Annotated in this window: 22 protein-coding genes; 6 read left to right on the top strand and 16 right to left on the bottom strand. The window is 69.2% G+C overall.

The features are described 5' to 3' along the window. Positions 1-18: 18 nt before the first annotated feature. Together ACWDMM_RS20255 and ACWDMM_RS20250 are read right to left on the bottom strand one after the other, a co-directional pair. A complete protein-coding gene (locus tag ACWDMM_RS20255; RefSeq protein WP_357207620.1) occupies positions 19-1,569 on the bottom strand; it encodes an adenylate/guanylate cyclase domain-containing protein in 1,551 nt (516 codons plus the stop codon). 415 nt (positions 1,570-1,984) lie between these two features. Continuing rightward, positions 1,985-3,667: a DUF4407 domain-containing protein gene (locus tag ACWDMM_RS20250; protein WP_195079622.1), complete on the bottom strand. Its 1,683-nt coding sequence runs from the start codon at positions 3,665-3,667 to the stop codon at positions 1,985-1,987. A 223-nt stretch (positions 3,668-3,890) separates the two neighbouring features. Here ACWDMM_RS20250 and ACWDMM_RS20245 point away from each other — a divergent pair, with 223 nt between their 5' ends. From ACWDMM_RS20245 to ACWDMM_RS20230, 4 genes are all read left to right on the top strand, one after another. Next, on the top strand, positions 3,891-4,466 hold the full coding sequence (locus ACWDMM_RS20245) for a chorismate mutase (RefSeq protein ID WP_195079623.1): 576 nt from the start codon (positions 3,891-3,893) through the stop codon (positions 4,464-4,466). A gap of 738 nt (positions 4,467-5,204) precedes the next feature. Beyond that, positions 5,205-9,857, top strand: coding sequence for a glutamate synthase large subunit (gene gltB / locus ACWDMM_RS20240; RefSeq protein ID WP_195079624.1), 4,653 nt, complete (start codon positions 5,205-5,207; stop codon positions 9,855-9,857). Next, positions 9,850-11,319 (top strand): glutamate synthase subunit beta, encoded by a 1,470-nt coding sequence (locus tag ACWDMM_RS20235; protein WP_195079625.1) that lies wholly within the window; start codon positions 9,850-9,852, stop codon positions 11,317-11,319. The genes gltB and ACWDMM_RS20235 overlap by 8 nt, the downstream gene beginning before the upstream one ends. Positions 11,320-11,660: 341 nt before the next feature. Then, positions 11,661-12,560: a cutinase family protein gene (locus ACWDMM_RS20230; RefSeq protein WP_195079879.1), complete on the top strand. Its 900-nt coding sequence runs from the start codon at positions 11,661-11,663 to the stop codon at positions 12,558-12,560. Positions 12,561-12,625: 65 nt separating this feature from the next. Here the strand turns inward: ACWDMM_RS20230 and ACWDMM_RS20225 are convergent, their stop codons facing one another. From ACWDMM_RS20225 to ACWDMM_RS20215, 3 genes are all read right to left on the bottom strand, one after another. Then, positions 12,626-12,931: a hypothetical protein gene (locus ACWDMM_RS20225; protein WP_449938841.1), complete on the bottom strand. Its 306-nt coding sequence runs from the start codon at positions 12,929-12,931 to the stop codon at positions 12,626-12,628. 301 nt (positions 12,932-13,232) lie between these two features. Beyond that, on the bottom strand, positions 13,233-13,592 hold the full coding sequence (locus ACWDMM_RS20220; RefSeq protein ID WP_357106961.1) for a hypothetical protein: 360 nt from the start codon (positions 13,590-13,592) through the stop codon (positions 13,233-13,235). Positions 13,593-13,705: 113 nt separating this feature from the next. Beyond that, positions 13,706-14,320, bottom strand: a complete 615-nt coding sequence (locus tag ACWDMM_RS20215) for a histidine phosphatase family protein (protein WP_195079628.1) — start codon at positions 14,318-14,320, stop codon at positions 13,706-13,708. Between the two features lie 89 nt (positions 14,321-14,409). On the opposite strand from ACWDMM_RS20215, the gene ACWDMM_RS20210 reads away from it, so the two are divergent. After that, a complete protein-coding gene (locus tag ACWDMM_RS20210; protein ID WP_449938838.1) occupies positions 14,410-14,988 on the top strand; it encodes a Uma2 family endonuclease in 579 nt (192 codons plus the stop codon). A 184-nt stretch (positions 14,989-15,172) separates the two neighbouring features. On the opposite strand, the gene ACWDMM_RS20205 is transcribed toward ACWDMM_RS20210, so the two are convergent. Both ACWDMM_RS20205 and lysX read right to left on the bottom strand, forming a co-directional pair. Continuing rightward, entirely contained in the window at positions 15,173-15,385 is a 213-nt protein-coding gene (locus ACWDMM_RS20205) for a hypothetical protein (protein ID WP_039794184.1), read from the bottom strand. 100 nt (positions 15,386-15,485) lie between these two features. Continuing rightward, positions 15,486-18,809, bottom strand: coding sequence for a bifunctional lysylphosphatidylglycerol synthetase/lysine--tRNA ligase LysX (gene lysX / locus ACWDMM_RS20200; RefSeq protein ID WP_195079629.1), 3,324 nt, complete (start codon positions 18,807-18,809; stop codon positions 15,486-15,488). A gap of 303 nt (positions 18,810-19,112) precedes the next feature. On the opposite strand from lysX, the gene ACWDMM_RS20195 reads away from it, so the two are divergent. Further along, a complete protein-coding gene (locus tag ACWDMM_RS20195; protein WP_039794186.1) occupies positions 19,113-19,331 on the top strand; it encodes an RNA-binding S4 domain-containing protein in 219 nt (72 codons plus the stop codon). Between the two features lie 35 nt (positions 19,332-19,366). Here the strand turns inward: ACWDMM_RS20195 and rraA are convergent, their stop codons facing one another. From rraA to ACWDMM_RS20150, 9 genes are all read right to left on the bottom strand, one after another. Further along, a complete protein-coding gene (gene rraA / locus ACWDMM_RS20190; RefSeq protein WP_195079630.1) occupies positions 19,367-19,855 on the bottom strand; it encodes a ribonuclease E activity regulator RraA in 489 nt (162 codons plus the stop codon). A gap of 378 nt (positions 19,856-20,233) precedes the next feature. Then, positions 20,234-20,599: a DUF5313 family protein gene (locus tag ACWDMM_RS20185; protein WP_195043842.1), complete on the bottom strand. Its 366-nt coding sequence runs from the start codon at positions 20,597-20,599 to the stop codon at positions 20,234-20,236. A 50-nt stretch (positions 20,600-20,649) separates the two neighbouring features. Continuing rightward, complete coding sequence (locus ACWDMM_RS20180; protein WP_195079631.1) at positions 20,650-21,024, bottom strand: DUF5313 family protein; 375 nt, start codon at positions 21,022-21,024, stop codon at positions 20,650-20,652. A gap of 78 nt (positions 21,025-21,102) precedes the next feature. Further along, positions 21,103-21,549: an SRPBCC family protein gene (locus ACWDMM_RS20175; RefSeq protein ID WP_357207627.1), complete on the bottom strand. Its 447-nt coding sequence runs from the start codon at positions 21,547-21,549 to the stop codon at positions 21,103-21,105. Positions 21,550-21,629: 80 nt separating this feature from the next. Next, complete coding sequence (locus tag ACWDMM_RS20170; protein WP_195079880.1) at positions 21,630-22,538, bottom strand: CopD family protein; 909 nt, start codon at positions 22,536-22,538, stop codon at positions 21,630-21,632. A gap of 50 nt (positions 22,539-22,588) precedes the next feature. Next, complete coding sequence (locus ACWDMM_RS20165) at positions 22,589-23,128, bottom strand: copper resistance CopC family protein (RefSeq protein WP_195079633.1); 540 nt, start codon at positions 23,126-23,128, stop codon at positions 22,589-22,591. Further along, positions 23,125-23,781, bottom strand: coding sequence for a YcnI family copper-binding membrane protein (locus ACWDMM_RS20160; protein WP_195079634.1), 657 nt, complete (start codon positions 23,779-23,781; stop codon positions 23,125-23,127). The genes ACWDMM_RS20165 and ACWDMM_RS20160 overlap by 4 nt, the downstream gene beginning before the upstream one ends. A gap of 40 nt (positions 23,782-23,821) precedes the next feature. Further along, the gene (locus ACWDMM_RS20155) at positions 23,822-24,358 is read right to left on the bottom strand and encodes a hypothetical protein (RefSeq protein WP_357106974.1); all 537 of its coding nucleotides are present in this window, start codon (positions 24,356-24,358) and stop codon (positions 23,822-23,824) included. A gap of 14 nt (positions 24,359-24,372) precedes the next feature. Beyond that, positions 24,373-25,017, bottom strand: a complete 645-nt coding sequence (locus ACWDMM_RS20150) for a DUF6474 family protein (RefSeq protein WP_195079636.1) — start codon at positions 25,015-25,017, stop codon at positions 24,373-24,375. Positions 25,018-25,695: the final 678 nt, after the last annotated feature.

Here is a 25,695-nt window from a genome sequence, read left to right as displayed (position 1 = left end):
TGCACGGTGAAGACGTCGTCAGGCCGGGCGGGCGAGCCGGGTCGGCGCCAGGCGGCCGCGAAGGGTGACGGAGTCGCCGAGCTGCCAATGCCGCGCCTCCGGCTCGGCAGCCGCCGCGACGGTCGTGCCGGAGGCGAGCAGCAAGCCCTCTTGCTTGGCGAGTTCGCACAGGCGGGCCGCTTCGTTGACCGCGTCGCCGATGACGGTGAACTCGTAGCGCTGATGCGCGCCGACATTGCCCGCGACCACCCGGCCCGCGGCCACGCCGATGGCGGCGACGAAATCGGCCGCGTCGCTGTCGAGCCTGGCCCGGATCGCGCGGGCGGTGGCCAGCGCCGCGCCCGGTGCGTCGGCCAGCGGCGCGGGCGTGCCGAAGACGGCGAGGGCCGCGTCGCCCTCGAATTTGTTCACCAGCCCGCCGTGGCGCTCCACCTCGTCGACGACGATGCCGAAGAACCGATTGAGGATGGCGACCATCTCCGGCGCGGGGATGCTCGCGGCCATCGTCGTCGAGCCGACGATGTCGATGAACAGGGCGGCGGCATCGGTCTCCACACCGCCGAGCGTCGGGTCGCCCGCCAGTGCGGCCGCGGCGACCTCGCGCCCGACATGCCTGCCGAACAGGTCCCTGATCTGCTCGCGCTCGCGCAGCCCTTCCACCATATGGTTGAAACCGCTCTGCAGCTCACCGAGTTCGGTGCCGTCGTAGACGGCCAGCGCCACATCGAAATCGCCGTCCTCCACCTGACGCATCGCCCGGCGCACGCCGCGGATGGGAGCGACGGTCGCGGCCAAGGTCTGCGTCATCAGCAGCAGACCGAAGACCAGCGTCGCACCGCCGAGCGACAGCACGCAGACCGCCAGCCGCGCCTTGGTGACGTCCTGCATCGTGAGCGCCAGCACCGCGAGCACCATCATCCCGGCCACCGGCAGGCCGGAGCCGACCATCCAGACGATGAGCGAGCGCCCGAAGACGCCGATGTCGCGGCGCCGGCCGGAATCCGCCGCTTCCAGCACCCTGGCGGTGACCGGCCGCAGCGCGAACTCGATGATCAGATAGCTGTTGGCGCACACCACGATGGCGCTGAACGCGATGCCGAAGGCCACTTTCGGGATCAACCGCGGTTCGGCGAGGCCGTACAGCGTGGTCAGCAGCACGAGTCCGCCGCACCACAGCAGCGCTTGATCGCGCACCAGCTTGCGGGGCACCGCCGCGGCCGCGGCTTGCTCGTCCTCGGTCGGCACGTGCTCGGGGTCGGTGGCCCAGCGCAGAACGCGCAACCCGCGGCTGGTGCCCCACCACAGCCCGAGCAACAGCGCGCAGGCCGCGTACAGCGGCGCGGCGAGCGCGTCGAGCAGCAAGAGATCCTGGGTGAACACCGATGGACCCGGCAGGACGAAGCCGACCAGGACGATCGACACGACCATGCCGGTGAGATTGCCCAGCAGCGTGGGCACCGTGAGCAACAACTGAACGCGGATACGGCGCACCCCCGACGACTCCTCGGCGGACCCGAGCAATCGCGACCCCCACGGCGCCGCGGCGAGCGTCACCTCCCTGTGCTGCATGGGTGCAGCGTATGCCGAGCAGCGCCGCGGCGTGGCGGACGCGACCCGGCGACCCGGTCCGCGAATCGTTTCTGCCGTACGCGCCGAAGGCAGGTTCCAGGCGAGGACTCGTCGAGGCCGCAGAAAGGGCCGATCGGTACATGCGCGGACGTCTTGTGGCGTAGTCGAAATCCGAATCGGGTCCCGAAGGGCGCGGCGCGGTCGTTACTCGCGCTGTGCCGTCGCGCAAGGCCCGATCCGGCGGGGAGGCCCCGGCTGCGCCGATCCGCGGGCAGTGTGCCTGTACAGGGCCGATCCGCAGTGGCGGAGCATCCCTCCGCAGGTCTTCCGGCGCGACAGACCGGCGGTGCCGTCAGTGTCCGGCGGCAGGTCGCACCTCCGCAGGCCCGTCCGGCGCGGCAGACCTGCGGTGCCGTCAGTGGCCCGGTGGCAGCTCGCGGCGATTGGGCTCGGGAAGTTCGGGACGGTGGTGGCCCGGCAGTTCGTCCCTGCGGGCGCCGGTGGGCAGGCCGTAGCCGGCGGCGCCGGTGGGTGGAAGCGAGGAATAGCGCGGCGCGGGGTAGGCGGCGTCGACAACGGTCGAAGCGATGTGCTGGGCGTGCGCGATCTCGGGCGCGCCGGGCTGCAGCTGGTAGCCGACGGCCTGCGGGTGCGAGGTCTGGCCGTCGACGGTGACCTTGCGGGTGCGCCGCAGCGTGAAGGTGATCTCCTCGACCTCCTCGAACGCCTGCCGCGCGGTGCGCAACGGATGCGTCGCCGTGTCGATCGCGTTGGCGACGAACGACGGAACCAGCGGCCGGATGAAACGCGCCGCGGTGTCGGTGAACGGGATCGCGCCGATCAGCGGCAGCTCGAGACCGCCGCTCGGCGCCGGCGCCACGGCGGGCGCCTGCGGGTGCGCGCCGGTGGGAGCGGGTAGGTTCGGCGTCGCCTCGTCGGGCATGGCGCTGTCCTTTCGGTCGTCCGCCGCGGCGGCGGGAAGTTCGGGGCGGCGCGGCGGCTCGGTGATGCCGATCTCGATGCCGCCGATGGCCGCGATGATGCGGGTGCGCTGCCGTTCCCGGTCGATGGCCGTGTCCGCCTCGACGGCGAGGCGGGCGGCGGTGAGCTGCTGCTCGGCGCGCATGGCCTCCGCCTCGGCGCGCACTTCGGCCTGCTTGACCGCGATCGCCGTGTCGGCTTCCCGCTCGGCGCGGTCGAGCACGGTGCGCGCCGCGTTGTGCCGGTCGAACGAGGTCTCGCCACGCCACCAGCGCAGTGCCAGCGGCAGCAGGGCGAGCGCGACGAACGCCACGATGGTGAGGACGCGCAGCGGCAGCGCGTGGTGCACGGTGTAGTCGTTCATCGCCTGCCAGCGCGCGCCGAGCCCGCGGTCGGCGTCGTCGAAGGCGGCGGTCCGTGCGGCCGTCAGGGCGGCCTGGCCCGCGTCGATCCTGCGGTCCGCCGCGTCGACCCGGTCCCGCGCGGTGGCGAGCTGCTTACGCGCGTCGTCGAGCATGGCGTCGGCGGTCCGTGCCTCCGGTCCGCGGCCCGGCACGCCGGTGATCCTGGTCCGAGGGCACTCGGGGGTCGGGTTGAACTCACAGCGCGCGATCACCAAGGCGTGATCGATATCGTTCTGCGCCATGGCGATCGCCTGTTCGAGCGCGGCGCGGTCGGCCCGCGCCCGGTCCAGTTCCGCCTGCGCCGCGACGACCCGCGGCGCCGAATCGAGCGAGCGCTGCGCCTGCTGCTCGAGCACCCGGTCGACGGACCCGCTGAACAAGACGATCGCGGCCAGTTCCGCGAGCAATCCACCGGCCAGCACGGCGACCGCGCCGCGCGCGATCGACCCGAGCCGATCCGGTCCGCCACTCGGCCGCGCCGTCGCCAGCGCACGGGCGAGCGCGCCGATCAGCGCGGCGAGCACGATGCCGCAGACCACGGCGGCCCACCAGGGCCACGCGGAGGCGGCGGCGAGGGCGGCGACCACACCGGAGATCGTGGCGAACAGCAGCACGACAGCACCGGTGACGGCGTATCCGGCGCGCTCGTGGCGATCCTCGACGGCGCTGGTCCGGCCGCCGCCGAGCCAGGTGAACAAGCCGGTGACGGTCATCGGAATGCACATCCTTCACGTCCCAGGCGCATCACGGGCGCGACGAAACTGTCACGGATTCGTTGTGACAGCGTGACAGGCTCGCCCGCTGCGCAGCGAGCAGGAACGGCTCGATGTGGCCAGGCTCACAGCTCATTCCGCGTAGGGCGCGGCGCGGCCGGTTCGTTCGCCTACGCTGGCGCGGTGATTCGTATCGGGGTGGGCGATTGCGGGAGGTCACGACGTGCGCGGACTCGGGTTGACGCTGCTGGCGGCGGCGCTGCTGATGTGGCCGGTTAGCGCGGGCGCCGGCCCGGCCGAGCCATCGCTCGACCGGCTGGTCGCGCTGGTGGCCGAGCGCTTGGACACCGCCGACGCGGTGGCGGCGGCGAAGTGGGTCGCCGCGGGCGAGCGCGGCATCGAGCCCGCCATCGACGATCCGGTCCGGGAGGCGGAGGTCTACAACACCATGGCCAGGCTCGGCCACGATCGTGAGCTGCCGGAAGGCTGGGTGCGGCAGGTCTTCTTCGGGCAGATCGAGGCCAACAAGACGGTGCAGCGCGGGCTGATGGCGCGGTGGCGCTTCGACCCGGCGGCGGCGCCGAGCGTGCCGGTGGGGCTCGATTCGGTGCGCCCGGTCATCGACCGGGTGAATGTCGAGATCCTCGATCAGCTCGCCAGGCACCGGGCCGAGCTGACCGCGCCGGACTGCGCGGAACAGTTGGCGCGCAGCGTCTTCGGCGTGTTCGCCACCGACCGTTCCGACGCGCTGCACCGAGCGGCGCTGGTGCGCGCCGCCGTGTCGCTGTGCCCGGCGTAGGCCGCGCGGAAGCCCCGCTGGGCGCCCCATTTCCGAAGATGTGTCCAACGCCACTGCCCGATATTTGCTGGATATGTGCTGAAGCCCACAGTGGACAAAAGAGGCCGGACGGTCGGATCATATTCACTGCTTGTCACGCAGCTGTCGGAAATCTCTCACCGGTGCGATCGCCGAGTTAGCCGCCGCCACTTGGTTTGCCGGGCGTCCCACGGGGGAAATCCATTTCGACGCAGGTGAGGGCGGTTTCGCGACCTTGTGAGGAAGGTCTCGGGTCGGTGTCGCGCGCCGGTTTTCCCAGCTGGCACCGGGTGCCAAGGGGATCGATCGCATGGCACTCGCTGCTTTACACTGGACGACGCGCACACGTGGAGGACCCGATGCAGAAGCCCAGCTAAACCTGGTTATTAGCACTACCTAAGTTGGTTGGGCCCTGGACCTGACTTATCGTTTGCTCTTACGCCGAACACAGAACGTTCGGCTACCTCGCCCGCTCGGGCAGCCCTAGCCAGGTGCTCAGCGTAGCGGGCGAGCACCCGCTCGGAGGTAAGGATCTTGTTAGGGATCCGTTACCGAAGGGCACCCACTACGTCACAGAAGCGGGTGGACAACTGCACACCTGATCGCACGCCGAAGACCATCAGCGCGGCTGGCTTCGGAACGTATGGGCGCAGTCTTGTACGGAGGCGTTCGACGAAAGGCCGTTTTTCTTCGAAGGCCGACTTTCTTGAAGGCAGAGGCATGACGCAACTTCCTGGCCACCGGTCACCTGGACCCATCGGGCTCTACGACCCGGCGAACGAGCACGACGCCTGCGGCGTCGCATTCGTCGTCGACATGCACGGCCGCCGCAGCCGCGACATCGTCGACAAGGCTATTACGGCTCTGTTGAACCTGGAGCACCGTGGCGCCGCCGGCGCCGAGCCCAACAGCGGCGACGGTGCGGGCATCCTGATCCAGGTCCCGGACCGCTTCTTCCGCGCCATCGTGGACTTCGAGTTGCCGCCGGAGGGCTCCTACGCCACCGGCATCGCCTTCCTGCCGCAGGCCCGCCGCGAAGCCGCGCGCGCCGCCTACGGCGTGGAGAAGATCGTCAAGGAAGAGGGCCTCGAGGTCCTCGGCTGGCGCGAGGTGCCGATCGACGAGTCGTCGCTGGGCGCGCTGGCGCGCGACGCCATGCCGAGCTTCCGGCAGATCTTCATCGCATCGCCGAAGGGCGCCTCCGATCCGCTGTCGGACATGGATCTGGAGCGTCGCGCCTACGTGGTGCGCAAGCGCGTCGAGCGCGAACTGGGGTCGGCCGGAGCCGGTGAGGGTGCGGTCGGCAGGGAGTCGGTCTACTTCCCGAGCCTGTCGGGGCAGACCTTCGTCTACAAGGGCATGTTCACCACGCCGCAGTTGCGCGCGTTCTACCTGGATCTGCAGGACTCCCGGGTGGAGAGCGCCCTCGGCATCGTGCACTCCCGGTTCTCCACCAACACCTTCCCGTCCTGGCCGCTGGCGCACCCGTTCCGCCGGGTGGCGCACAACGGTGAGATCAACACCGTCACCGGCAACGAGAACTGGATGCGCGCCCGCGAGGCGCTGCTGCGCAGCGACGTCTTCGGCGTCGACTCGGCGGGCAAGAACCGGCTGGAGAAGATCTTCCCCGTGTGTACCCCGGGGGCGAGCGACACCGCCCGGTTCGACGAGGTGCTGGAACTGCTGCACCTCGGCGGCCGCAGCTTGCCCCACGCCGTGCTGATGATGATTCCCGAGGCATGGGAACGCAACGAGACCATGGACCCGCAGCGGCGGGCCTTCTACGAGTACCACTCGATGCTGATGGAGCCGTGGGACGGCCCCGCGTCGGTGTGCTTCACCGACGGCACCGTCGTCGGCGCCGTGCTCGACCGCAACGGCCTGCGGCCGAGCCGCATCTGGGTGACCGAGGACGGCCTGGTCGTGATGGCCTCCGAGGTCGGCGTGCTGGACATCGACCCGTCCAAGGTGGTCAAGAAGGCGCGCCTGCAGCCGGGCCGCATGTTCCTGGTCGACACCGCCCAGGGCCGCATCGTCGGCGACGAAGAGGTCAAGTCCCAGCTCGCCGCCGAGCACCCGTACCAGGAGTGGCTGGACGCGGGCGTCTCCCGCCTCGCCGACCTGCCCGACCGCCCGCACGTGCACATGTCGCACGACCGCGTGCTGATCCGTCAGCAGATCTTCGGATACACCACCGAGGAGCTCAACCTGCTGATCTCGCCGATGGCCAAGACCGGCGGCGAAGCGCTCGGCTCGATGGGCACCGACACCCCGATCGCGGTGCTCTCGGCCCGTCCGCGCCTGCTGTTCGACTACTTCTCCCAGCTGTTCGCGCAGGTCACGAACCCGCCGCTGGACGCGATCCGGGAAGAGGTGGTCACCAGCCTCAAGCGCAACATCGGCCCGGAGGCCGACCTGCTGCACCCGGGGCCGGAGTCCTGCAACATGATCGCGCTGGAGCAGCCGATCCTGGACAACGACGAGCTGGCCAAGCTCGTGCACATCAACGACGACGGATCGCACCCCGAGCTGCGCTCGGTGGTCGTGCGCGGCCTGTACCCGGTGAAGAAGGGCGGCAAGGGCCTGCGCAAGGCGCTGGAGGCGATCAACACCCAGGTGTCGGCCGCCATCGACGGCGGGGCGCGGATCATCGTGCTCTCCGACCGCGAGTCCAACGAGAAGCTGGCGCCGATCCCGTCGCTGCTGCTGACCTCCTCGGTGCACCACCACTTGGTGCGCGAGCGCACCCGCACCATGGTCGGCCTCGTCGTCGAAGCCGGTGACGCCCGCGAGGTGCACCACATGGCCACCCTGGTCGGCTTCGGCGCCGCCGCGATCAACCCCTACATGGCCTTCGAGACCATCGAGGACATGCTCGAGCGCGGCGCGCTGGAGATGCCGGGCAGCACCGGCGACCTGGCCGCCGACTACCGCAAGGCGGTCGCGAACTACAACAAGGCCGCGGGCAAGGGCGTGCTGAAGGTGATGTCCAAGATGGGCATCTCCACGCTGGCCTCCTACAACGGCGCCCAGCTGTTCCAGGTGATCGGCCTGTCGCAGGAGCTGGTGGACGAGTACTTCACCGGCCTGCGCTCGCACCTGGACGGCATCGGCCTCGACGAGATCGCCGAGGACGTCGCCCAGCGGCACCGCATCGCGTTCCTGGAGAACCGCAACGAGCGCGCGCACCGCGAGCTCGAGGTCGGCGGTGAGTACCAGTGGCGGCGCGAGGGCGAATACCACCTGTTCAACCCGGACACGGTGTTCAAGCTGCAGCACGCGACCCGGTCCGGCCAGTACTCGATCTTCAAGGAGTACACCAAGCTGGTCGACGACCAGTCCGAGCGGCTGGCGTCGCTGCGCGGCCTGTTCAAGTTCAAGCACAAGGCGCGCAACCCGATTCCGATCGAGGAGGTCGAGCCGGCCTCGGAGATCGTGAAGCGGTTCTCCACCGGCGCGATGAGCTACGGCTCCATCTCGGCGGAGGCGCACGAGACCCTGGCGATCGCGATGAACCGTCTCGGCGGCCGGTCGAACTCGGGTGAGGGCGGCGAGTCGCCCGCGCGCTTCGAGCCGGAGGAGAACGGCGACTGGCGGCGCAGCGCGATCAAGCAGGTGGCCTCCGGCCGCTTCGGCGTGACCGCGCACTACCTGACCAACTGCACCGACATCCAGATCAAGATGGCGCAGGGCGCCAAGCCCGGTGAGGGCGGCCAGCTTCCGGCGCACAAGGTGTACCCGTGGGTCGCCGAGGTGCGGCACTCGACGCCGGGCGTCGGCCTGATCTCGCCGCCGCCGCACCACGACATCTACTCGATCGAGGATCTGGCGCAGCTGATCCACGACCTGAAGAACGCCAACCCGCAGGCGCGCATCCACGTGAAGCTGGTCGCCGAGCCGGGCGTCGGCACCGTCGCGGCGGGTGTCTCCAAGGCGCACGCCGACGTCGTGCTGATCTCCGGCCACGACGGCGGCACCGGCGCTTCGCCGTTGACCTCGCTGAAGCACGCGGGCGGCCCCTGGGAGCTCGGCTTGGCCGAGACCCAGCAGACGCTGCTGCTCAACGGGTTGCGCGACCGCATCGTGGTGCAGGTCGACGGTCAGATGAAGACGGGCCGCGACGTGATGATCGCCGCGCTGCTCGGCGCCGAGGAGTACGGCTTCGCCACCGCTCCGCTGGTGGTCTCCGGCTGCATCATGATGCGCGTCTGCCACCTGGACACCTGCCCGGTCGGCGTCGCGACGCAGAACCCCGTGCTGCGCGAGCGGTTCACCGGCAAGCCGGAGTTCGTCGAGAACTTCTTCCTGTTCATCGCCGAGGAGGTCAGGGAGCTGCTGGCGCAGCTGGGCTTCCGCACGCTGGACGAGGCCATCGGCCGGGTCGACCTGCTCGACACCTCGCGGGCCAAGCAGCACTGGAAGGCCAGCAAGCTGGACCTCTCGCCGATCCTGGACGACGTCGAGACGGCGTTCATGTACCAGGACCGCCGCTGCACCAAGGCGCAGGACCACGGCCTGGACAAGGCGCTGGACCAGCAGCTGATCGCGCAGAGCCGGGACGCGCTCGAGCGCGGCCAGGCGGTGAAGTTCGAGACCAAGATCACGAACGTGAACCGCACCGTCGGCACCATGCTCGGCCACGAGGTGACCAAGCTCTACGGCGGCGCTGGCCTGCCCGACGACACCATCGACATCACCTTCACCGGTTCGGCGGGCAACAGCTTCGGCGCCTTCGTGCCCGCTGGCATCACGCTGCGCGTGCAGGGTGACGCGAACGACTATGTCGGCAAGGGTCTTTCCGGCGGCCGCCTGGTGGTGCGCCCGTCGCTGAACGCGCCCGGCGAGTTCGCCGCCGAGCAGAACATCATCGCGGGCAACGTGATCCTGTTCGGCGCGACCAGCGGTCAGGTGTTCCTCAGCGGTGTGGTCGGCGAGCGGTTCGCCGTGCGCAACTCCGGCGCCACCGCGGTGGTCGAGGGCGTCGGCGACCACGCTTGCGAGTACATGACCGGCGGCCGGGTGGTCATCCTGGGTGAGACCGGACGCAACTTCGGCGCCGGTATGTCCGGCGGCGTGGCGTTCGTCTTCGACCCGGAGGGCACCTTCGCGTCGAGGCTCAATCCCGAGCAGGCCGACGCCGTCGAGCAGTTGGCCGGCGACGACTTCACCTGGCTGCACGACATCATCACCCAGCACCGCGACCAGACCGGTTCCCCGGTCGCCGAGCGCATTCTGAGCGACTGGTCGCAGCAGGTGAACCACTTCGTGAAGCTCATGCCGCGCGAATACAAGAAAGTTTTGCTCGCCATCTCCGAAGCTGAGAAGAGCGGCAAGGACGTGGACGAGGCGATTATGGAGGCCGCACGTGGCTGACCCCCAGGGTTTTCTGAAGCACACCACACGGGAACTGCCCAAGCGGCGCCCGGTGCCGCTGCGCCTGATGGACTGGAAAGAGGTCTACGAGGAGAACTTCTCCCACGAGACCTTGCGGACCCAGGCCAGCCGGTGCATGGACTGCGGTATCCCGTTCTGCCACAACGGTTGCCCGCTGGGGAACCTGATCCCCGAGTGGAACGACCTGGTCTACAAGGACCGCTGGCGGGAAGGCATCGACCGGCTGCACGCGACCAACAACTTCCCGGAGTTCACCGGGCGGTTGTGCCCCGCGCCGTGCGAGGCGTCCTGCGTGCTCGGCATCAACCAGGATCCGGTCACGATCAAGCAGGTCGAGGTCGAGATCATCGAGAACGCCTTCGACGAGGGCTGGGTGACCCCGGTCTACCCGACCCGCCTCACCGGCAAGAAGGTCGCCGTCGTCGGTTCCGGTCCGGCCGGTTTGGCCGCGGCGCAGCAGCTGACCCGCGCAGGCCACACCGTGACCGTGTTCGAGCGGGCCGACCGCATCGGCGGTCTGCTGCGCTACGGCATTCCGGAATTCAAGATGGAGAAGCGCTTCATCGATCGCCGTCTGGCGCAGATGGAGGCCGAGGGCACCATCTTCAAGACCGGCGTGAACGTCGGCGTCGACATCACCGCCGAGCAGCTGCGCGAGCAGTTCGACGCGATCGTGCTGGCCGGTGGCGCCACGCTGGCGCGTGACCTGCCGATCCCCGGCCGCGACCTGGACGGCATCCACCAGGCCATGGAGTTCCTGCCCTGGGCCAACCGGGTGCAGCTCGGCGACGACGTCACCGACGAAGAGGGGCTGCCGCCCATCCACGCGAAGGGCAAGAAGGTCGTCATCATCGGCGGTGGCGACACCGGCGCCGACTGCCTCGGCACCTCGCACCGCCAGGGCGCGGCCAGCGTGCACCAGTTCGAGATCATGCCGCGTCCACCGGAGGAGCGCGCCGCGTCCACCCCGTGGCCGACCTACCCGCTGATGTACCGGGTGTCATCGGCGCACGAGGAGGGCGGCGAGCGGGTGTTCTCGGTGAACACCGAGCGCTTCGTCGGCGCGGACGGCAAGGTGACCGGCCTGCAGGCGCACGAGGTCAAGATGGTCAACGGCCGCTTCGAGAAGGTCGAGGGCACCGACTTCACCCTCGAGGCCGACCTGGTGCTGCTGGCCATGGGCTTCGTCGGTCCCGAGAAGCCGGGCCTGCTCACCGATCTCGGCGTCGGCTACGACCAGCGCGGCAACGTGCAGCGCGACAAGAACTGGGCGACCAACGTGCCCGGCGTCTTCGTCGCCGGTGACATGGGCCGCGGCCAGTCGCTCATCGTCTGGGCCATCGCCGAGGGCCGCGCCGCGGCCGCGGGCGTGGACCGGTACCTGGAAGGCGAGACCGCCCTTCCGGCGCCGATCACCCCCACCATGGTGGCTCAGCGCTAGGTCCCCTCTCTTACCGGAGCGGAAACGAAGGCGCCTGTGGACAACTCGTCCACAGGCGCCTTTTTCGTGCCCGAATCGGACCATTCATCCCTCGATTTCCCGGCTTCGAGTCGCCCCGGCGACGGAAATCCGACACACTACGGGGTTCGAATGGCATTGCGGCGGGCGTGGCCTTATTGTGATCTCCGGCGTGCTGCTGATCTTGGGATGCGGTTGTGAGTGCACGTCATCCGGTCGGGTGACTTGTGTTCACCCGGCGTGCACTGGAACGACATCCAGTGAGTTCAGCATTGACGCGGCAACTCGGCGGGAAGTTCGACGAGGGCGAGGTTTGGAGCGGTATGCAGTGGAAGAAGGTCGTCGCGGCTCTGGGCGCGTCCGCGACCGTGATGTCCGGCTTGGTTTTCGGTAGCGGTTCGGCGATCGCCGCGCCCGGTTGCCCGAGCCTGTACGTGGTGGCGATCCCGGGCACCTGGGAGACCGGGCACGAGAAGAACCCGCAGCCGGGCATGCTGGCCGGCGTCACCCGTGGCCTCCCGTCCTCAGCGGAGGTCGACTACGTGACCTACGCCGCGACCGCTTTCCCTTGGGAGGGCGAGATCTACGGCAACTCCAAGAAGGAAGCGGTCGACAACGCGCGCGGCCTGATCGCGAACATGGCCCAGCGGTGCGGCGCGACCAAGATCGCGCTGGTCGGCTACAGCCAGGGCGCGGACGCCGCCGGTGATCTCGCCGCCGAGATCGGCACCGGTCTCGGTGTGGTGCCGCCCGATCGCGTCGCCGGTGTCGGCCTGATCTCCGATCCGCGCCGTTCGCCCACCGACATCCAGGTCGGCCCGGTCGCGCCGGGCGCGGGCGCCGGTGGTCCCCGCGTCGGCGGCTTCGGCTGGGTCAGCGATCGCACCCGCACCATCTGCGCGCTCGACGACCTCTACTGCGCCACCGCGACCGAGGACTTCGTCACGCGGTTCGCCGGATTCCTCGCCCAGGCCTCGGACGCCAACCCGGCCAATATGTGGCGCTACCAGATCGAGGCGGGCAACATCCTCGGCGACCTGATGAACTCGGGCGGCGTCCCCGTCCTGCAGGCGCAGCTGACCGACTCGGCCAACGAGCAGCGGGTCAAGGACCTGGAGCGTTTCTACAAGTCCCAGGCGCACACCCTGTACGGCAGCTACCCCGTCGGTGGCGGCCAGACGGCGATCTCCTGGATGCACAACTGGATCGCTGGCATGGCCTGAGCGAGCAACGAAACCGAGGGCCCACCTCCGAATTCGGAGGTGGGCCCTTTTCGATGTGGTGGGGACTAGCTGGATCCGGTCGGCGGAAGCACATGGAAGAAGTGCCGCTGCCGCGGGCCATCCGGCCACGGGCCGCCGTCCGGCCCGCGGTCCGGGCCGTCGTGCCGTTCGAAACGTTCGAAATGACGCGGGCCGCCGTCGATGTCGGCGCCCTGCTGCGGTGCGTCGACCAGCTGGATCTGGCCCTGATCGGCGGGAGTTTCGGCGGACGCGGTCGCGGCGAGTGCCGCGAGCGGGACGGTGACGAGCGCGCCTGCGGCGGCTATTCCGGCCAGCCGCCGCAGCGGCGTAACGGTTTTGGAGAGCGACACGGAATTCCTTTCTCTCGAACCGTGAGCCGCTGTTCGGCAGCGGCTCACCGGTCTTATCGAAGATTCCGTCACTGGGACATCGGTGCGATGGACCTGGCAATCGGCTGTGAATTCTCGCCGCGTAGTGATAATGCCGCGCAAGGGATCCCAGACCTGCCATTCTCATTGGGGGCCGCGCTTCGACGGCGATCTCCTGGATGCCCAGCGGGATCGCAGGAATGGCCGGGACAGGCGCCGAAACCCGCAGGGCCCGCCTCCGAACGAGGAGACGGGCCCTGCGGTTGCGATGTGACCGGCCGGGTCAGCTCGACCCGGTCGGCGGCAGGAACTGCTGCGGCGCCGGGCCATCCTGCCTCGGGCCGTCGTTCGGTCCACGGCCGGGTCCGTTGTCCGGGCCACGACCCGGGCCGTTGTCGGGACCGTGCCCTGGGCCGTTGTCCGGTCCACGACCCTGATCGTCGTGCCGTCCGTCCCGGTCGAAATCGCGGTCGTGGTCGGCGACCTGCTGCGGTGCGTCCACGACCTGCACCACGCCCGGCGCTGCCGGGGTTTCGGCGGACGCGGTCGTCGCCAGAGCGGCCAGGGGGACGGCGATCAGCGCACCGGCGACGGCCACACGGGCCAGACGCCGCAGTGGCGTGGCAGTTTTGAGAAGCGACACGGAATTCCTTTCGTTGGGACCGTGGGCCGCCGATCGGAGCGGCTCACGTGTCCTATCTCAGATTCCGTGACTGGGACACCGGTTCGATACGCCTGGTAATCGGCTGTGAGTGCTCAGCGCGCGGCGATATTGCGCGGCAGCAGATCCCAGACGTGCCCGTTCTCGTTGACGGTCGCGGCCGTGCGACGCCCGGTGCGGGAGAACAGGACGCGGGTGATCGAGCAGTAGTCGATGGGGAAGGTCAGCGGCCGTTCCAGCCCGAGGACCTCTTGCAGCAGCACGTTGATCACACCGCCGTGCGCGAACACGACCACCGTGTCGGCCGGATCGGTGGCCGCGACGATGCCGGTGACCGCGGCGTGCACCCTGGCCTTGAACGCCGCACCGTCCACCTGCGCCGGAAGATGCCCGGCCTTGATCCGGTCATAGGCGTCGCGGAACTCGACCTTGGCGTCTTCGATGGGGATGTAGGCCGGGAGATCGCGATCGTATTCGGCGAGGTCGTCGACGACCTCGACGCCGAGCCCCAGTTTCGCCGCGGTCGGCGCGGCCGTCTCCCGAGCCCGGCGCTGCGGGCTGCTCACCACCCGGGAAATCCGGTGATGACCGAGCGCGGCAGGCACCCGCTCGGCCTGCTCCAGTCCCACCGGGGCCAACTCCGGATCGGCGGGCCCACCCGTGCTGAGCATCCGGACCGGCTGGGCATGGCGAACGAGAATCAACTGCACCCGCCCCACTCTGCCGGATGCCCGTGGCCCATTCGATCCGGCCCCGTCAACCCTTCGTCCGACCCATCAGGGGGTGACATACTCGAACCATGACCGTCGAGCCGTTTCCGCAGTGGCTGCGCCCGCCGCCGGGCGGGTTCGCCGCCGAGGATCTCGATCGCCTGCCAGACCTTCCCCCGCACACCGAGCTGATCGACGGGAGTCTCGTCTTCGCGAGTCCGCAGGCGCAGTTCCATATGTTGGTCATTACATTGCTCGACTCCGCTCTGCGCCGCCTCGCCCCTCCGCAACTGCGCGTGCGACGGGAAATGACTGTGACTCTCGGGCGGGATCAGCGGCCGGAACCGGACATTGTCGTGATCCACGCCGAAAGCGTCGGCGGCCCCGAACTGACTACCTACCGCGCCGATGATGTCGTGTTGGCAGCCGAGGTGGTGTCCGCCGAATCGCGTACTCGTGATCGGGAGCGCAAACCGCAGCTTTATGCTCGCGCAGGCATCGCTCACTTCTGGCGAGTCGAGAACGTAGATGGCCGCCCGGTCGTCTACGTCTACGAACTCGATCCAGCCACGAAGACGTACGCGCTTACCGGAATTCACCACGATCGCCTGAAGCTCACCGTGCCGTTCGATCTGGATATCGATCTCACCGAGATCGATCGGCTTTAGAAACGATCGGTTCGGCTTCGGGCGAGCGCGCTAGGGCATTCATTCGGGCGAACCACGGGCGCCCGCACGGACGGGTCGCGCTGCTGCGGAGACGGCGTACGAGCGTGCTTCAGACCACAGCAACGGTGGTGCGAATCGACGCCCCGGTTCGCATGGGCCGAGCCAGGGCCGTCGAAGTCTGCCGTCAGTTGTTCTTCCTGCGCTTGGTCAGCAGGTAGATGCCGCCGATGATGAGCGCGACCACCAGCAGGCAGCAGAGCGCGCCGATGATCAGGCCGCCGCCGCCCCTGCTCTTCTTCTTTTTGGCGGCCAGCTCGAGCGCGGAGTTCCACGTGTCGGGGCTGGCCCACACGGAATGGTCCAGCAGACTCGCGTTTGTCAGCAGGTCAAGGTACATATCGGAACCCCTTTGGTGTAGCGGCCTCCTCCCGGGGCCGAAACTCCTAGGGTAGCGGTCCGATTCGATCGATGAGAACCCTTCCGGGCCGAAGGCTCGATCAGCGTGGTTTCACCAAGGGGAACGGCAGTGTCTCGCGAATGCTGCGTCCGGTGATCAGCATGACGACGCGGTCGACGCCCATGCCGAGCCCGCCGGTCGGCGGCATCGCGTGCTCGAGCGCCTGCAGGAAGTCCTCGTCCAGCTCCATCGCCTCCGGATCACCGTTGGCCGCGAGCAGCGACTGCTCGGTGAGCCTGCGGCGCTGCTCGACGGGGTCGGTGAGTTCGCTGTAGGCGGTGCCGAGTTCGACGCCCCAGGCGACCAGGTCCCAGCGCTCGGTCACGCCGGGAATGCTGCGGTGCTGCCTGGTCAAGGGGGACACCGAGGTAGGGAAGTCGATGTAGAAAGTCGGTTCCTCGGTGCGGGATTCGACCAGGTGCTCGTACATTTCCAGCACCACCTGACCGGCGTCCCAGCCGTGCTGACAGGGCACCTCGGCCTTTTCGCACAGCGCGCGCAACTCCTCGACATCGGTCTCGGGGGTGATCTCCGCGCCGACCGCGTCCGACACCGCGCCGTGCACCGTCCGCACCCGCCAGTCGCCGGAGATGTCCACCTCTTCGAAGGTGCCGTCGCCCTTGGGCCGCAGGGCCACCATGGCGCCGTTGGCCGCGATCGCGGCGTTCTGGATCAGCCTCCGGCAGGTGTGCATCATGCGCTCGTAGTCGCTGTGCGCCTCGTAGGCCTCGAGAATGGTGAACTCCGGATTGTGGCTGAAGTCGACGCCCTCGTTGCGGAAGGTGCGCCCGATCTCGAACACCTTCTCCATGCCGCCGACACACAGCCGCTTCAGATACAGCTCGGGAGCGATGCGCAGGTACAGGTCGAGATCGTAGGCGTTGATGTGGGTGAGGAACGGAGTGGCGTTGGCGCCGCCGTGCACCTGTTGCAGGATCGGCGTCTCCACTTCCAGGTAGCCGAGGGAGTTCAGCGAGTCACGCAGCGAGCGCACCACCGCGCTGCGCTTGGCCAGCACTTCGCGGATCTCGGTGTTGATCGCCATGTCCACGTAGCGCTGCCGCACCCTGGCCTCGGGGTCGGCCAGCCCTTTCCACTTGTCCGGCAAGGGGTGCAGGCATTTGCCCAGCATCCGCCAGTCCGCCGCGAGCAGCGACAGCTCACCGCGCCTGCTGGCCCCGATCTGACCGCTCACCTCGATCAGGTCGCCCAGGTCGAAGAACTCGCCGAACTCGGCGCTGCGTGCGGCCCCGACCCGGTCGCGATCGATGACCAGCTGGATGTCGTCGGTCCAGTCCCGGACCACCGCGAAGATCACGCCGCCGTAGTCGCGGATGCGCAGCAGCCTGCCGCAGACGCGGACCGTGGTGCCGCGCGGGGAACGTCGCGCGTCGGCGACGGTATGTGTCGGCGGGTAGGCGACCGGGTAAGGATCGATGCCGGATTCCGCCAGCCGAGCCAGTTTGTCCATGCGAACGCGGACCTGTTCCGGCCTGCGCGGCAACTGTTCGGCGTCCTCGATTTCGGGCAGGTCCGGCGGGCTGCCGTCGGCGTGCAGACCCGTCACGGTCGCGGGCACAGCGACATGCTCACCGGTGTGTATCGCGGTGTCCGGCTCCTTGCCGAACCGAGGCAGGAAGCCTTCGGCCAGCGCGCTGGCCACCGCGACGCGCGGGAGCTGTCTGCGCTCTTCGAACAGGAAGAACCGGGGCACCCAGTGCGGCTGGTACTTCACGTTCGAGCGATACAGCGCCTCCAGCTGCCACCAGCGGGAGAAGAACAGCAGCACGCCGCGCCACAAGCGCAGCACGGGACCGGCCCCGATCCGGCCGCCCTCCTCGAACACCGAGCGGAACACCGCGAAGTTCAGCGACACCTTGGTGATGCCGTACAGCTCCGAGTTCAGCGCGAGCTGCGAGATCATCAGCTCCATCACGCCGTTGGGACCCCCTGGATCGCGGCGCATCAGCTCCAGCGAGACGCCGGTGCGGCCCCACGGCACCAGCGACAGCATGCCGAGCACCCGGTCCTGCGGATTGACCGCCTCCACCAGCAGGCAGTCGCCGTCCAGCGGGTCGCCCAGTCTGCCCAGCGCCATGGAGAACCCGCGTTCGGTCTCGGTGTCGCGCCAGGCGTCGGCGCGGGCGATGATCCGGGGGAACTCCTCGGCGGGGATATCGCGATGCCTGCGGATGCGAACCACGACACCGTGTTTGCGCAGCCGGTTCGCGGCCTGGCGGACCGGCTTCATCTCGGGTCCCGCCAGCGAGAAGTTCCTGGTGTCCAGAATCGCCTCGTCGCCGAGACGCAGCGCGGAAAGGCCCGCGCGCCGGTACGCCGTCGCACCGAGTTCGCTGGCGCCCATCACCGCGGGCGCCCAGCCGAATTGATCGGCCTGGCGCAGCCAGGCATCGATGGCCTGCGGCCACGCCTCGCGGATGCCGATCGGGTCGCCACTGGCCAAGGAGACGCCCAGTTCCACCCGATAGGTCACCGCCGCCTTGCCGCTGGGGGCGAACACCACCGCCTTGTCCCGGCGGGTGGCGAAGTAGCCGAGCGAATCCTCCACGTCCGAGCGCTCCAGCAGCCCGCGCAGCGCCGACTCGTCGGTGCCGGTCATCGCGTTCGCCGCGCGTTGGGAGCGCAGCAGGATGATCACCGCCGCCAGCAGCGCGACAGCGCCGAACAGGCCGAGCAGGAAGTTGACGAACGGTCGCGGATGTCCGTCGAAGCGCTCGTTCTCCGCCAGCACCGCCGCGGTCACCCGGTAGACCGCCCATCCCGGCCGCTGCAGGCCCGGCGGAAGACTGCCTGGGAACAGCTCCACCAGCCCCCAGCCCAGTAGCGCGCCGATCGCCAGTCCACCGACCAGCACGCCGAGCGCCTTCCACCCGGCGCCGCGGCGCACCTTGGTGTAGAACTCCGGCCACGCCGCGATGAGCACGCCGATCACGGCCGAGTGCAGCACCATCGCCACCAGCGCGTGAATGCTGCCGCGCTCGGCGAAGGCGATGGCGTTGACCACCGTGTAGAGCGTCAGATAACCGATCAGCAACCACCAGGCGATCCGTTTGCGGCTGGCGATCGCACCGGCTGTCAGCCCGACCACCAGCGCCCACATCAAGTTCGTGTCCGGCGCGTCGAAGTAATAGGCATCGATATAGCGGCGCGGCACCTGGGTCAGGAAACGCAACGCGGGGGAGAGGCTCCAGAGGAAGCACAGCACCGCGAATACACCGAGCGTCAATCCCGCGATATGCGGCACTTCCGAAAGGCGTCCGTGACCACGGTGTGGAACCGGCGGAGTCGGTTTATCCGCGGGTGGCGCGGTGTCGAGGTGTTGCTGGGCTTGCGTGGAGGTCACGGAACCAGTGTGTACGTGAGTGTGTCGGATTTGCCAAGCCTGCGGCGCGCGTGTTTGTTCGGTGTTCGCGCGGTCCGGAGTCCGGCGCGGTACGTTTCCCGCCGGGACGGCTCGACGAAGAAGTTTCGTGATTCCGCGCCGACCTGGGCGGAGCGGCCGGCCAAATCGGCGTGAATTCGGTGCATACGGTGGAGACGGTCCGATTTCTGCGCGGAGCGCGAGTGCGGCATAAGTTGCCCGGAGATCGCTGGGAAGCTGGGGCGGTGTTCGGCGAGTTCGGATGGGGGAGTAAGTATTCAACCCATGTCGGAACCAGTCGAAGTACCGATCGATGACGACGTTATTCGGCTCGGCCAGTTTCTGAAGCTGGCCAACCTGATCGATTCTGGTTCGGAGGCGAAGACGGTGATCGCCGCCGGATTGGTGCGGGTGAACGACGAGGTGGAACTGCGGCGCGGCAGGCAACTGCACATCGGTGACGTGGTCGCGCTCGCCGGTCACAAGGCGATCGTGTCCGCCTGAGCGGCCGGACAGACCCGGCCGCGCCGCCGGCCGGCTCAGTCCTCGGCGCGCACCACGATGCCGTCGTGATCGCTGTAGAGCATGTCGCCGGGGACGAAGGTCACCCCGCCGAACTCCACCGCGACGTCGCGCTCGCCGCTACCGGTCTGCGTGCTCTTGCGCGGGTTGGTGCCCAGCGCCTTGATGCCGATGTCCAGGGTGCGCAGGATGGCGGAGTCGCGCACGGCCCCGTTGACGATCACGCCCGCCCAGCCGTTCTCGACACCGCGCCCGGCGATGATGTCGCCGACCAGCGCCGTGTGTACGCTCGCGCCGCCGTCGACAACCAGCACCTTGCCCTCGCCCGGCTCGCCGAGCGTCTGCTTGACCAGCAGATTGTCCTGGAAGCAACGGATCGTGGTGATGCGTCCGGAGAACGCGGCACGCCCGCCGAACTGGATGAACTGCGTGTCGCAGCTGCGGATCTCCGGGCCGATCTCGTCGGCCAGGTCGGCGGTGGCGATTACATTCTGCGATTCGGGCATGGGGTTATTCTCCAGCGCCCGCGCAGTCGAGCGTTCGCGGGGCTGTGTTTGTTTTTCCAGCGCCTGCGGCGCCGCGAACGGCGGATGCTCGGTCTCGCTTCGCTCGGAACCGGTGGTGGGGGTGCGCTGGGCGCGTAGGTGTCCCAGGTCCGGACTCGGTGTGCGCGGATGAGGGTGGTGCTGTCAGGGCGGTCAGCGGAGATCGCCCGGCGCTGACCTGGCGGTCGTTCGGATGGGAGCCGTGCGGTGATCGGGATGCTGTGATCGGCCGGGAATGGCTTCGATGCTGCGACGGCGAACGGGTCTGCGAGGGATTCGGACCGTGAGAGATCTTCGCGCGTGGCTCTCGACGCGCGTACTTCTCATCGATCGGCGGCGTTATCTGTGGCCGTAGCGCAGTTCGTACAGGTCGCGGTCGTGTTCGGTGCACTTGCCGTGGTCGACCAGTTCGGGGTCGAGTCCGTGCTGGAACAGGCGGAAGCGGCGCCAGACGTAGCTCAGCGCGACCGTGAAGACGACCAGCGGGACGATCATCATCACGATCAAGCCGATCTTCAGGGGCATCGGCCCGGGGAACAGCAGCACCAGGGCGAGGAACGGGAGGATCGGCCCGATGAAACGGACGAGATAGCGCTCCATGGCCCCGTGTCCGACGAGGTCGTGAATGACCCACTCGTGCAGCTCCTCGGGGAGCTCGCGGCCCAGGTCGTAGGCGACCCGTTGCCTGAAGGTGGGGGTTTTCATACCTCTAGGCTATGCCTGTGATATAAGCCACCGCCAGGTCTCGATACGGCTCAACCGCGTCCGTGTCTGCGCTCGTAGTCCAAGCGTTCGCGCTCGCCACGCCGGCGGGCGTCGGCGTCCGCGAGCGCGGGGTCGAGACCGTGCTTGATCAGCCGATGACGCCGGTAGACGTACAGCAGCGCCACCGTGAAGTAGATCAGCGGGATGTACAGCAGCGCCATCATCGCCAGACCCATCCACAACGGACCCGGCAGCAACAGGAACAGCATCAGCGGCGGAAGCACCGGCACCAGGAATCGCAGCAGGTAACGCCGCGTGGCGCCCGGCCCGACCAGATCCTCCCGCACCCAATCGGACATCGATGCGGGCAGGGTGCGGCCGAAGATATAACCGATCCGCTGGCCGAACGAGGGTGTAGCGCTCACGCCTCCAGCATCCCGATCCGGCCGTCAGCCGCGCAACCGGAGCACTGTTCGAACACCCAGCGCCGTAGGCGCTGGAAATCAGACACCGAAGGCGGCTATCTGGGAGACCAGATTGTTCGTCGTGTGCTGCACGGCGATCTTGACGAAGGGCTCGATGGTCTTGCCGAGCGCTCGCCCGGCCAGACCACCGGGCACCCGGTAGTCCACGATCGCGTCGACGGTGCACAAGCCGTCGCCCTTCGGGTGGAACAAGAACGTGGACTCGACGTCGAAACCTTTGATGGACTCGACGCCGATGGCGAAGTCCTTCTCCCAGCGCACCACGCGGATCCGCGACTTCAGCGAGGCGGGCCCCAGCTTCATGTGCCCGTCGAACGTGGCGCCGACGCCCTCGGTCTGCTCGCCGACCGGAGTGAAGGACTGGATACCGTGCAGGAACCGCGACAGGTTCCGGTAGTCGTTCACGTAGGCGAACGCGGACTCCGCCGGGGCGGCGCAATCCGCGACGATCTTCACTTCGGTCATGCGCAGACCATAACGGTGCGGCCGGACGTGGTCCGTCCTCAGCCTCGCGCATGGCCGGAGCCGCACCACGGCGGCGCGGCTCAGGCCGTCACCGCGAGGGCCGCGGCGAGGCCGAAGGCCAGCGCCATCACGACCACCTCGGCTACCGCGCGGCGCAGCGAGTCCTTCGCGTCCATCCGGTGGTCGGCCGCCTTCGGCACCCAACTGCGCCGCCACCACCAGCCGAGCGCCAGCAACCCGAGCAGCACCACGGTCTTGGCGAGCAGGATCCGGCCGTAGCCGGTGCTGACGAACGGAGCGAGCCCTCCGACCCGGATCAGCCCGTTGAGCAGCCCCGTCGCCGCCACGACCGCCACCAGCGGCAGCGCCACCGCCGAGTACCTCGGCAGCACGACCGCCCACTCGCCGCGGGTCCGCACGACCAGCGCCAGCGCGATCAGCAACCCGAACCAGGCGCCCGCCGCCAACGCGTGCACCGCGGCGAGCACCGACCCGAACGCCTGCTGCGACATGTGCCCGGTGATCGGCCGCAACGCCAGCGCGACCGCCGCGAACACCAGCACCAGGTCGGCGGAGGCGGACTCGGGCCGCCGGAAGGCCAGCGCCGACCCACCGGCCACCGTCGCGACGCCGGCCAGGATCGCGAGCCCGACCTGTCCGCCGCTGACGTCGACCAGATAGGTGCCGAACTCGCCTGCGCCGAGTTCACCTACCGGAACGCCAACCACATCGGCCGCCTCGAAGATCAACACGGCGAATTCCGCGACCGCCCAGATCCCGGCGAGCACCGCAAGCAGCCGCCAGGGTGTCCGCAAGCGCGGCGCGACCCTCGGCAGCGCGGCCAATCCCAGCGAAGTGGCCCCCACGCCGTCGGCCACCACTCGGACCACGGCCTCGCCGGGCAGCGGGCCCGGCAGGATCAGGACCCAGGCGAGTGCGACGCCGAGCAGCCCGGCCGGGAAGGTCAGCAGCACCGCGGGCCATGGCATCCGGCCGGGCGCGCGCCGCGCGCCGTCCCGGCCGCCGGTCTTCACGTTGCTCACCGCTTCTGGCCGCGGCTCCTGCCGCCGAACAACGCGAACGCGAGCCCGCCACCGAACAGCACGACCGCGCCGACGACGAACACCCACAGCGGAATCCCGTCCGAGCCGTCCGAACTGTCGTTCGCCTTCGCGTTCGGTTTGGGTCCCGGCGTGCCGTTGCCCGGCTTGCCGAGCGTGAAGTGCCGCTTGCCGCTGACCGGGTGCCCGTCGGCGGAGGTCACCCGATAGGCGATGGTGTATTCGCCCACCGGGCCGAGCTCGCCCAGGGCGACGCTGACCGTCTTGCCCTCGACCACCGGATCACCCTTCGACCACAGATTGCCGTCCGGCCCGACGACGGTGAGTGACGGGAAGCTGGGCTGTAGTTCCTCGTTGAACGTGACGCTGGCGCGGTCGGGACCCGCGTCCACGGTCGCGTTGTCCTCCGGGACGCTGCCGGTGGCCGCGGAGTGCGCGGCGGCGACACCGGTCGCGGCGATGCCGAATGCGAGCAGGAACAGGCCGGCCACGAGGGCGGCCAGGAGCCGGCGGATCATGCGCGCCGCCCGCGGATCACGTTGCCGAGGCCGAGGGCGACACCGAGCAGGCCGAGCGCGAGACCGATTCCGCCGAGCCAGCGGGCGGTCTCGTCTTCGTGCTCATCCTCCTCGTCCGCGGCCTCGCTGCTCACTTTGTGCCCGTCCCCGTCGTCCTTCGCGGCGGCCAGGGTGATCGACGGGGCCGGATGTTCGGGTTCGTCGCCGCCCTTCTGGACCGGCTGATCCCAGCTGACCACCTTGCCGTCGGAGTAGGTCTGCTCGGCGGGGAAGCTGACCGAATCCAGCGCGGGCAGCGGGCCGACGGAGACCGCGAAACGCTGGAACTGGCCGGGCGGGATGCCAGGCGCGCCGGGATCGGCGGTCCAGGTGATCGCGGTGATCTCCTTCTTGTCGTTGCGTTCGACCTTGGCCGACCAGCCGGGAACAGGTTCGGTCCGAGCGGATTTCAGGTTGGGCACGGTGACGGTGAGCGCGGTGGTGCTCGCGGTGTCCGATTCGGTGGGCACCCGGAAGGTGGCGACGGCGTATCCGCCTTGTGCCGCGCCGGGCGCGTCCACTGTGACGTGCGCTTCGGCGGCGCCGCCTGCGAGCAGGACCAGTGCGGTTGTGGCGACCGTCGTCGTGACGGCGCGCGAAATCGAGGTGGGCATGCTGAGGTCTCCTGTGCGTACGGGAAGGGGTGTCGGCAGATCAGACCGGCACCGGCGGCGCACGAGGACCGCACGCACCCAGCGGCGCGCAGCGATAGGGGGGAAGGCCGGGAGCGGCCGCGAGCGACGCGCCCGCGATTCGCGCCCGCCGCGGCGGAGCCAATATCACGCGAAGCGCACCGGAGGCGGCGGTGAAAAGCCGTTCGGCCAGGACGATGAGAGCCGCGCAAGCGACCGTCGCGACAGTGTGCGCGAGCAGCATCCATCCCGTGGGCAGTGGGATACCCGTTGCCCCGCCGACGGTTCCGGAATGATCGTGGCCGACCAGCACCGACAGCGCCGCGTGGCTCAGCAGCTGGCCCGCGCCGAGCAGCCCGGCCACGACGGACGGGCGCGAGCACGCCCGCGCGGTCGCCGCGGCCGAGCCGACTCCGGCGGCGATCAGCAACAGCAGCGTCAGCTCGGTGGAGCCGGGGGCACCGCCGCCCGCCGCGCCGTGTGCGGCCACGGCCAGCACGCCGACGAGCACGCCGACCAGGCCGCCACGCAGGTGGCCGGTGATCGGGTGCGCGGACATCGGGACAGGGAAGCTCAGCGCACGCCGAGCCGGGCGAGGATGTCCGACTCGATCCCGGACAGCTCGTGGGAGATCGACGCGTGCACCGAACGGCGGCGATTGGCCGGCATCTGTTCGGAGGTGTGCACGGCGGCCGTCAGGCTGCCGAGGCGGTCCTTGGTGGCGGCGACGAACTTCTGGGCCTCGCCCTTGTCCTTGCCGTTCTGCGAGCCGATCTTCGCCAGCGCCGCTTCGGCATTCGTGATCCGGGCTTGCAGTTTGGCGCCGTGCCCGGTGAAGTCGCCGAGCTGGTCGATGCCGACGCCGAGCTGCTGGGCGCGGCGGGTGTCGAGCTGCCCGCGCAGGAAGGTCGCGCCCCGGTAGGCGAGCGGAGCGAGCACCGGGATGAGCACCCGGGCCACGCCGAGATATTTCTTCACCTGACCGGCGCTGAACGGATCGCGCTCGGCCTTGGCCGCCACCTTCAGCGCGGCCTTCTCCTCCGCCTGGAACGCCGCGATCTGCGCCTTGGCGACCTTGCGCTGGGTGCGGGCCTCGGCGCGGCGCGCCTTGCGGTCGTTCTTCGCGACGAGCTTGGCCTCCATCGCGGCCTTGTGCTTGAGGGCTTTCGCCTCGGCCCTGCGGCTCGGCCGCCGCTTGCGCTTCGTGAACAACCCCATCGAAGGCCCTCCGTCATGCTGGTTCACCATGGCAGTACGACGCCGGGGAAGCCCGTCCGCCCATGTCACACGCTTTGCCGACACCCTATCGGTTCCCGGCCGTCAGCTGCGAGGGTAGTGCGGCCAGCGCGCTGGCGGTTCCCAGCGCCGCCGAGCGATCGCTCCGCCGGACCCCCGTCTCCCCACGACGGCGTGCCGACCGGCGCCCATCGGTCACGCCGCACCGGCCGCATATCGTCCACAAACAGCAGCGATGCCGGAACCACGTAGCCGGAACCACGTAGCCGGAACCACGTAGCCGGAACCACGCAGCCGGGGCAGCGAGTTGGCTGGAAGCGAAATGGCTCTGTGGGGGTGGGATCGACGCAACTGGCGCGTGGCCTACGGTGCTGCGGCCTTGCCGCGATACACCCCCACCCCAGCCTGGCTACGTCTTGCGAGCGAAGAAGACCGAGAACCACCCCAGTTCCAAGTAGGTGACTTCATCACGCGCGGCCCGACGCGATGGGCAATGGGCGATGGGCGATGGCCGAGCGGCGAATATCAAGGTTGCCGCCCTACGCGCTCAGCGCACCGCAACCCAGTCTTTCGAGCGAAGCGAGACCGAGCATCCGCCGTTCGCGGCCCGGCTCGCGTCCGAGCGGCCGCCGCGTCCGCGACGCAGTCGCCAGCGGCGGT

The sequence above is a fragment of the Nocardia sp. NPDC003726 genome (assembly GCF_053586955.1).
This window is presented reverse-complemented; position numbering and strand designations above follow the sequence as displayed.

Coding starts and splice junctions, on each gene's coding strand:
- ACWDMM_RS20175 (WP_357207627.1), bottom strand. CDS start 21,549: ATGACCGAAGTGAAGATCGTCGCGGATTGCGCCGCCCCGGCGGAGTCC.
- rraA (WP_195079630.1), bottom strand. CDS start 19,855: ATGCCCGAATCGCAGAATGTAATCGCCACCGCCGACCTGGCCGACGAG.
- ACWDMM_RS20150 (WP_195079636.1), bottom strand. CDS start 25,017: ATGGGGTTGTTCACGAAGCGCAAGCGGCGGCCGAGCCGCAGGGCCGAG.
- ACWDMM_RS20210 (WP_449938838.1), top strand. CDS start 14,410: ATGACCGTCGAGCCGTTTCCGCAGTGGCTGCGCCCGCCGCCGGGCGGG.
- ACWDMM_RS20155 (WP_357106974.1), bottom strand. CDS start 24,358: ATGTCCGCGCACCCGATCACCGGCCACCTGCGTGGCGGCCTGGTCGGC.
- ACWDMM_RS20185 (WP_195043842.1), bottom strand. CDS start 20,599: ATGAAAACCCCCACCTTCAGGCAACGGGTCGCCTACGACCTGGGCCGC.
- ACWDMM_RS20170 (WP_195079880.1), bottom strand. CDS start 22,538: ATGCCATGGCCCGCGGTGCTGCTGACCTTCCCGGCCGGGCTGCTCGGC.
- ACWDMM_RS20165 (WP_195079633.1), bottom strand. CDS start 23,128: ATGATCCGCCGGCTCCTGGCCGCCCTCGTGGCCGGCCTGTTCCTGCTC.
- ACWDMM_RS20250 (WP_195079622.1), bottom strand. CDS start 3,667: ATGACCGTCACCGGCTTGTTCACCTGGCTCGGCGGCGGCCGGACCAGC.
- ACWDMM_RS20255 (WP_357207620.1), bottom strand. CDS start 1,569: ATGCAGCACAGGGAGGTGACGCTCGCCGCGGCGCCGTGGGGGTCGCGA.
- ACWDMM_RS20230 (WP_195079879.1), top strand. CDS start 11,661: ATGCAGTGGAAGAAGGTCGTCGCGGCTCTGGGCGCGTCCGCGACCGTG.
- gltB (WP_195079624.1), top strand. CDS start 5,205: ATGACGCAACTTCCTGGCCACCGGTCACCTGGACCCATCGGGCTCTAC.
- ACWDMM_RS20195 (WP_039794186.1), top strand. CDS start 19,113: ATGTCGGAACCAGTCGAAGTACCGATCGATGACGACGTTATTCGGCTC.
- ACWDMM_RS20205 (WP_039794184.1), bottom strand. CDS start 15,385: ATGTACCTTGACCTGCTGACAAACGCGAGTCTGCTGGACCATTCCGTG.
- ACWDMM_RS20160 (WP_195079634.1), bottom strand. CDS start 23,781: ATGCCCACCTCGATTTCGCGCGCCGTCACGACGACGGTCGCCACAACC.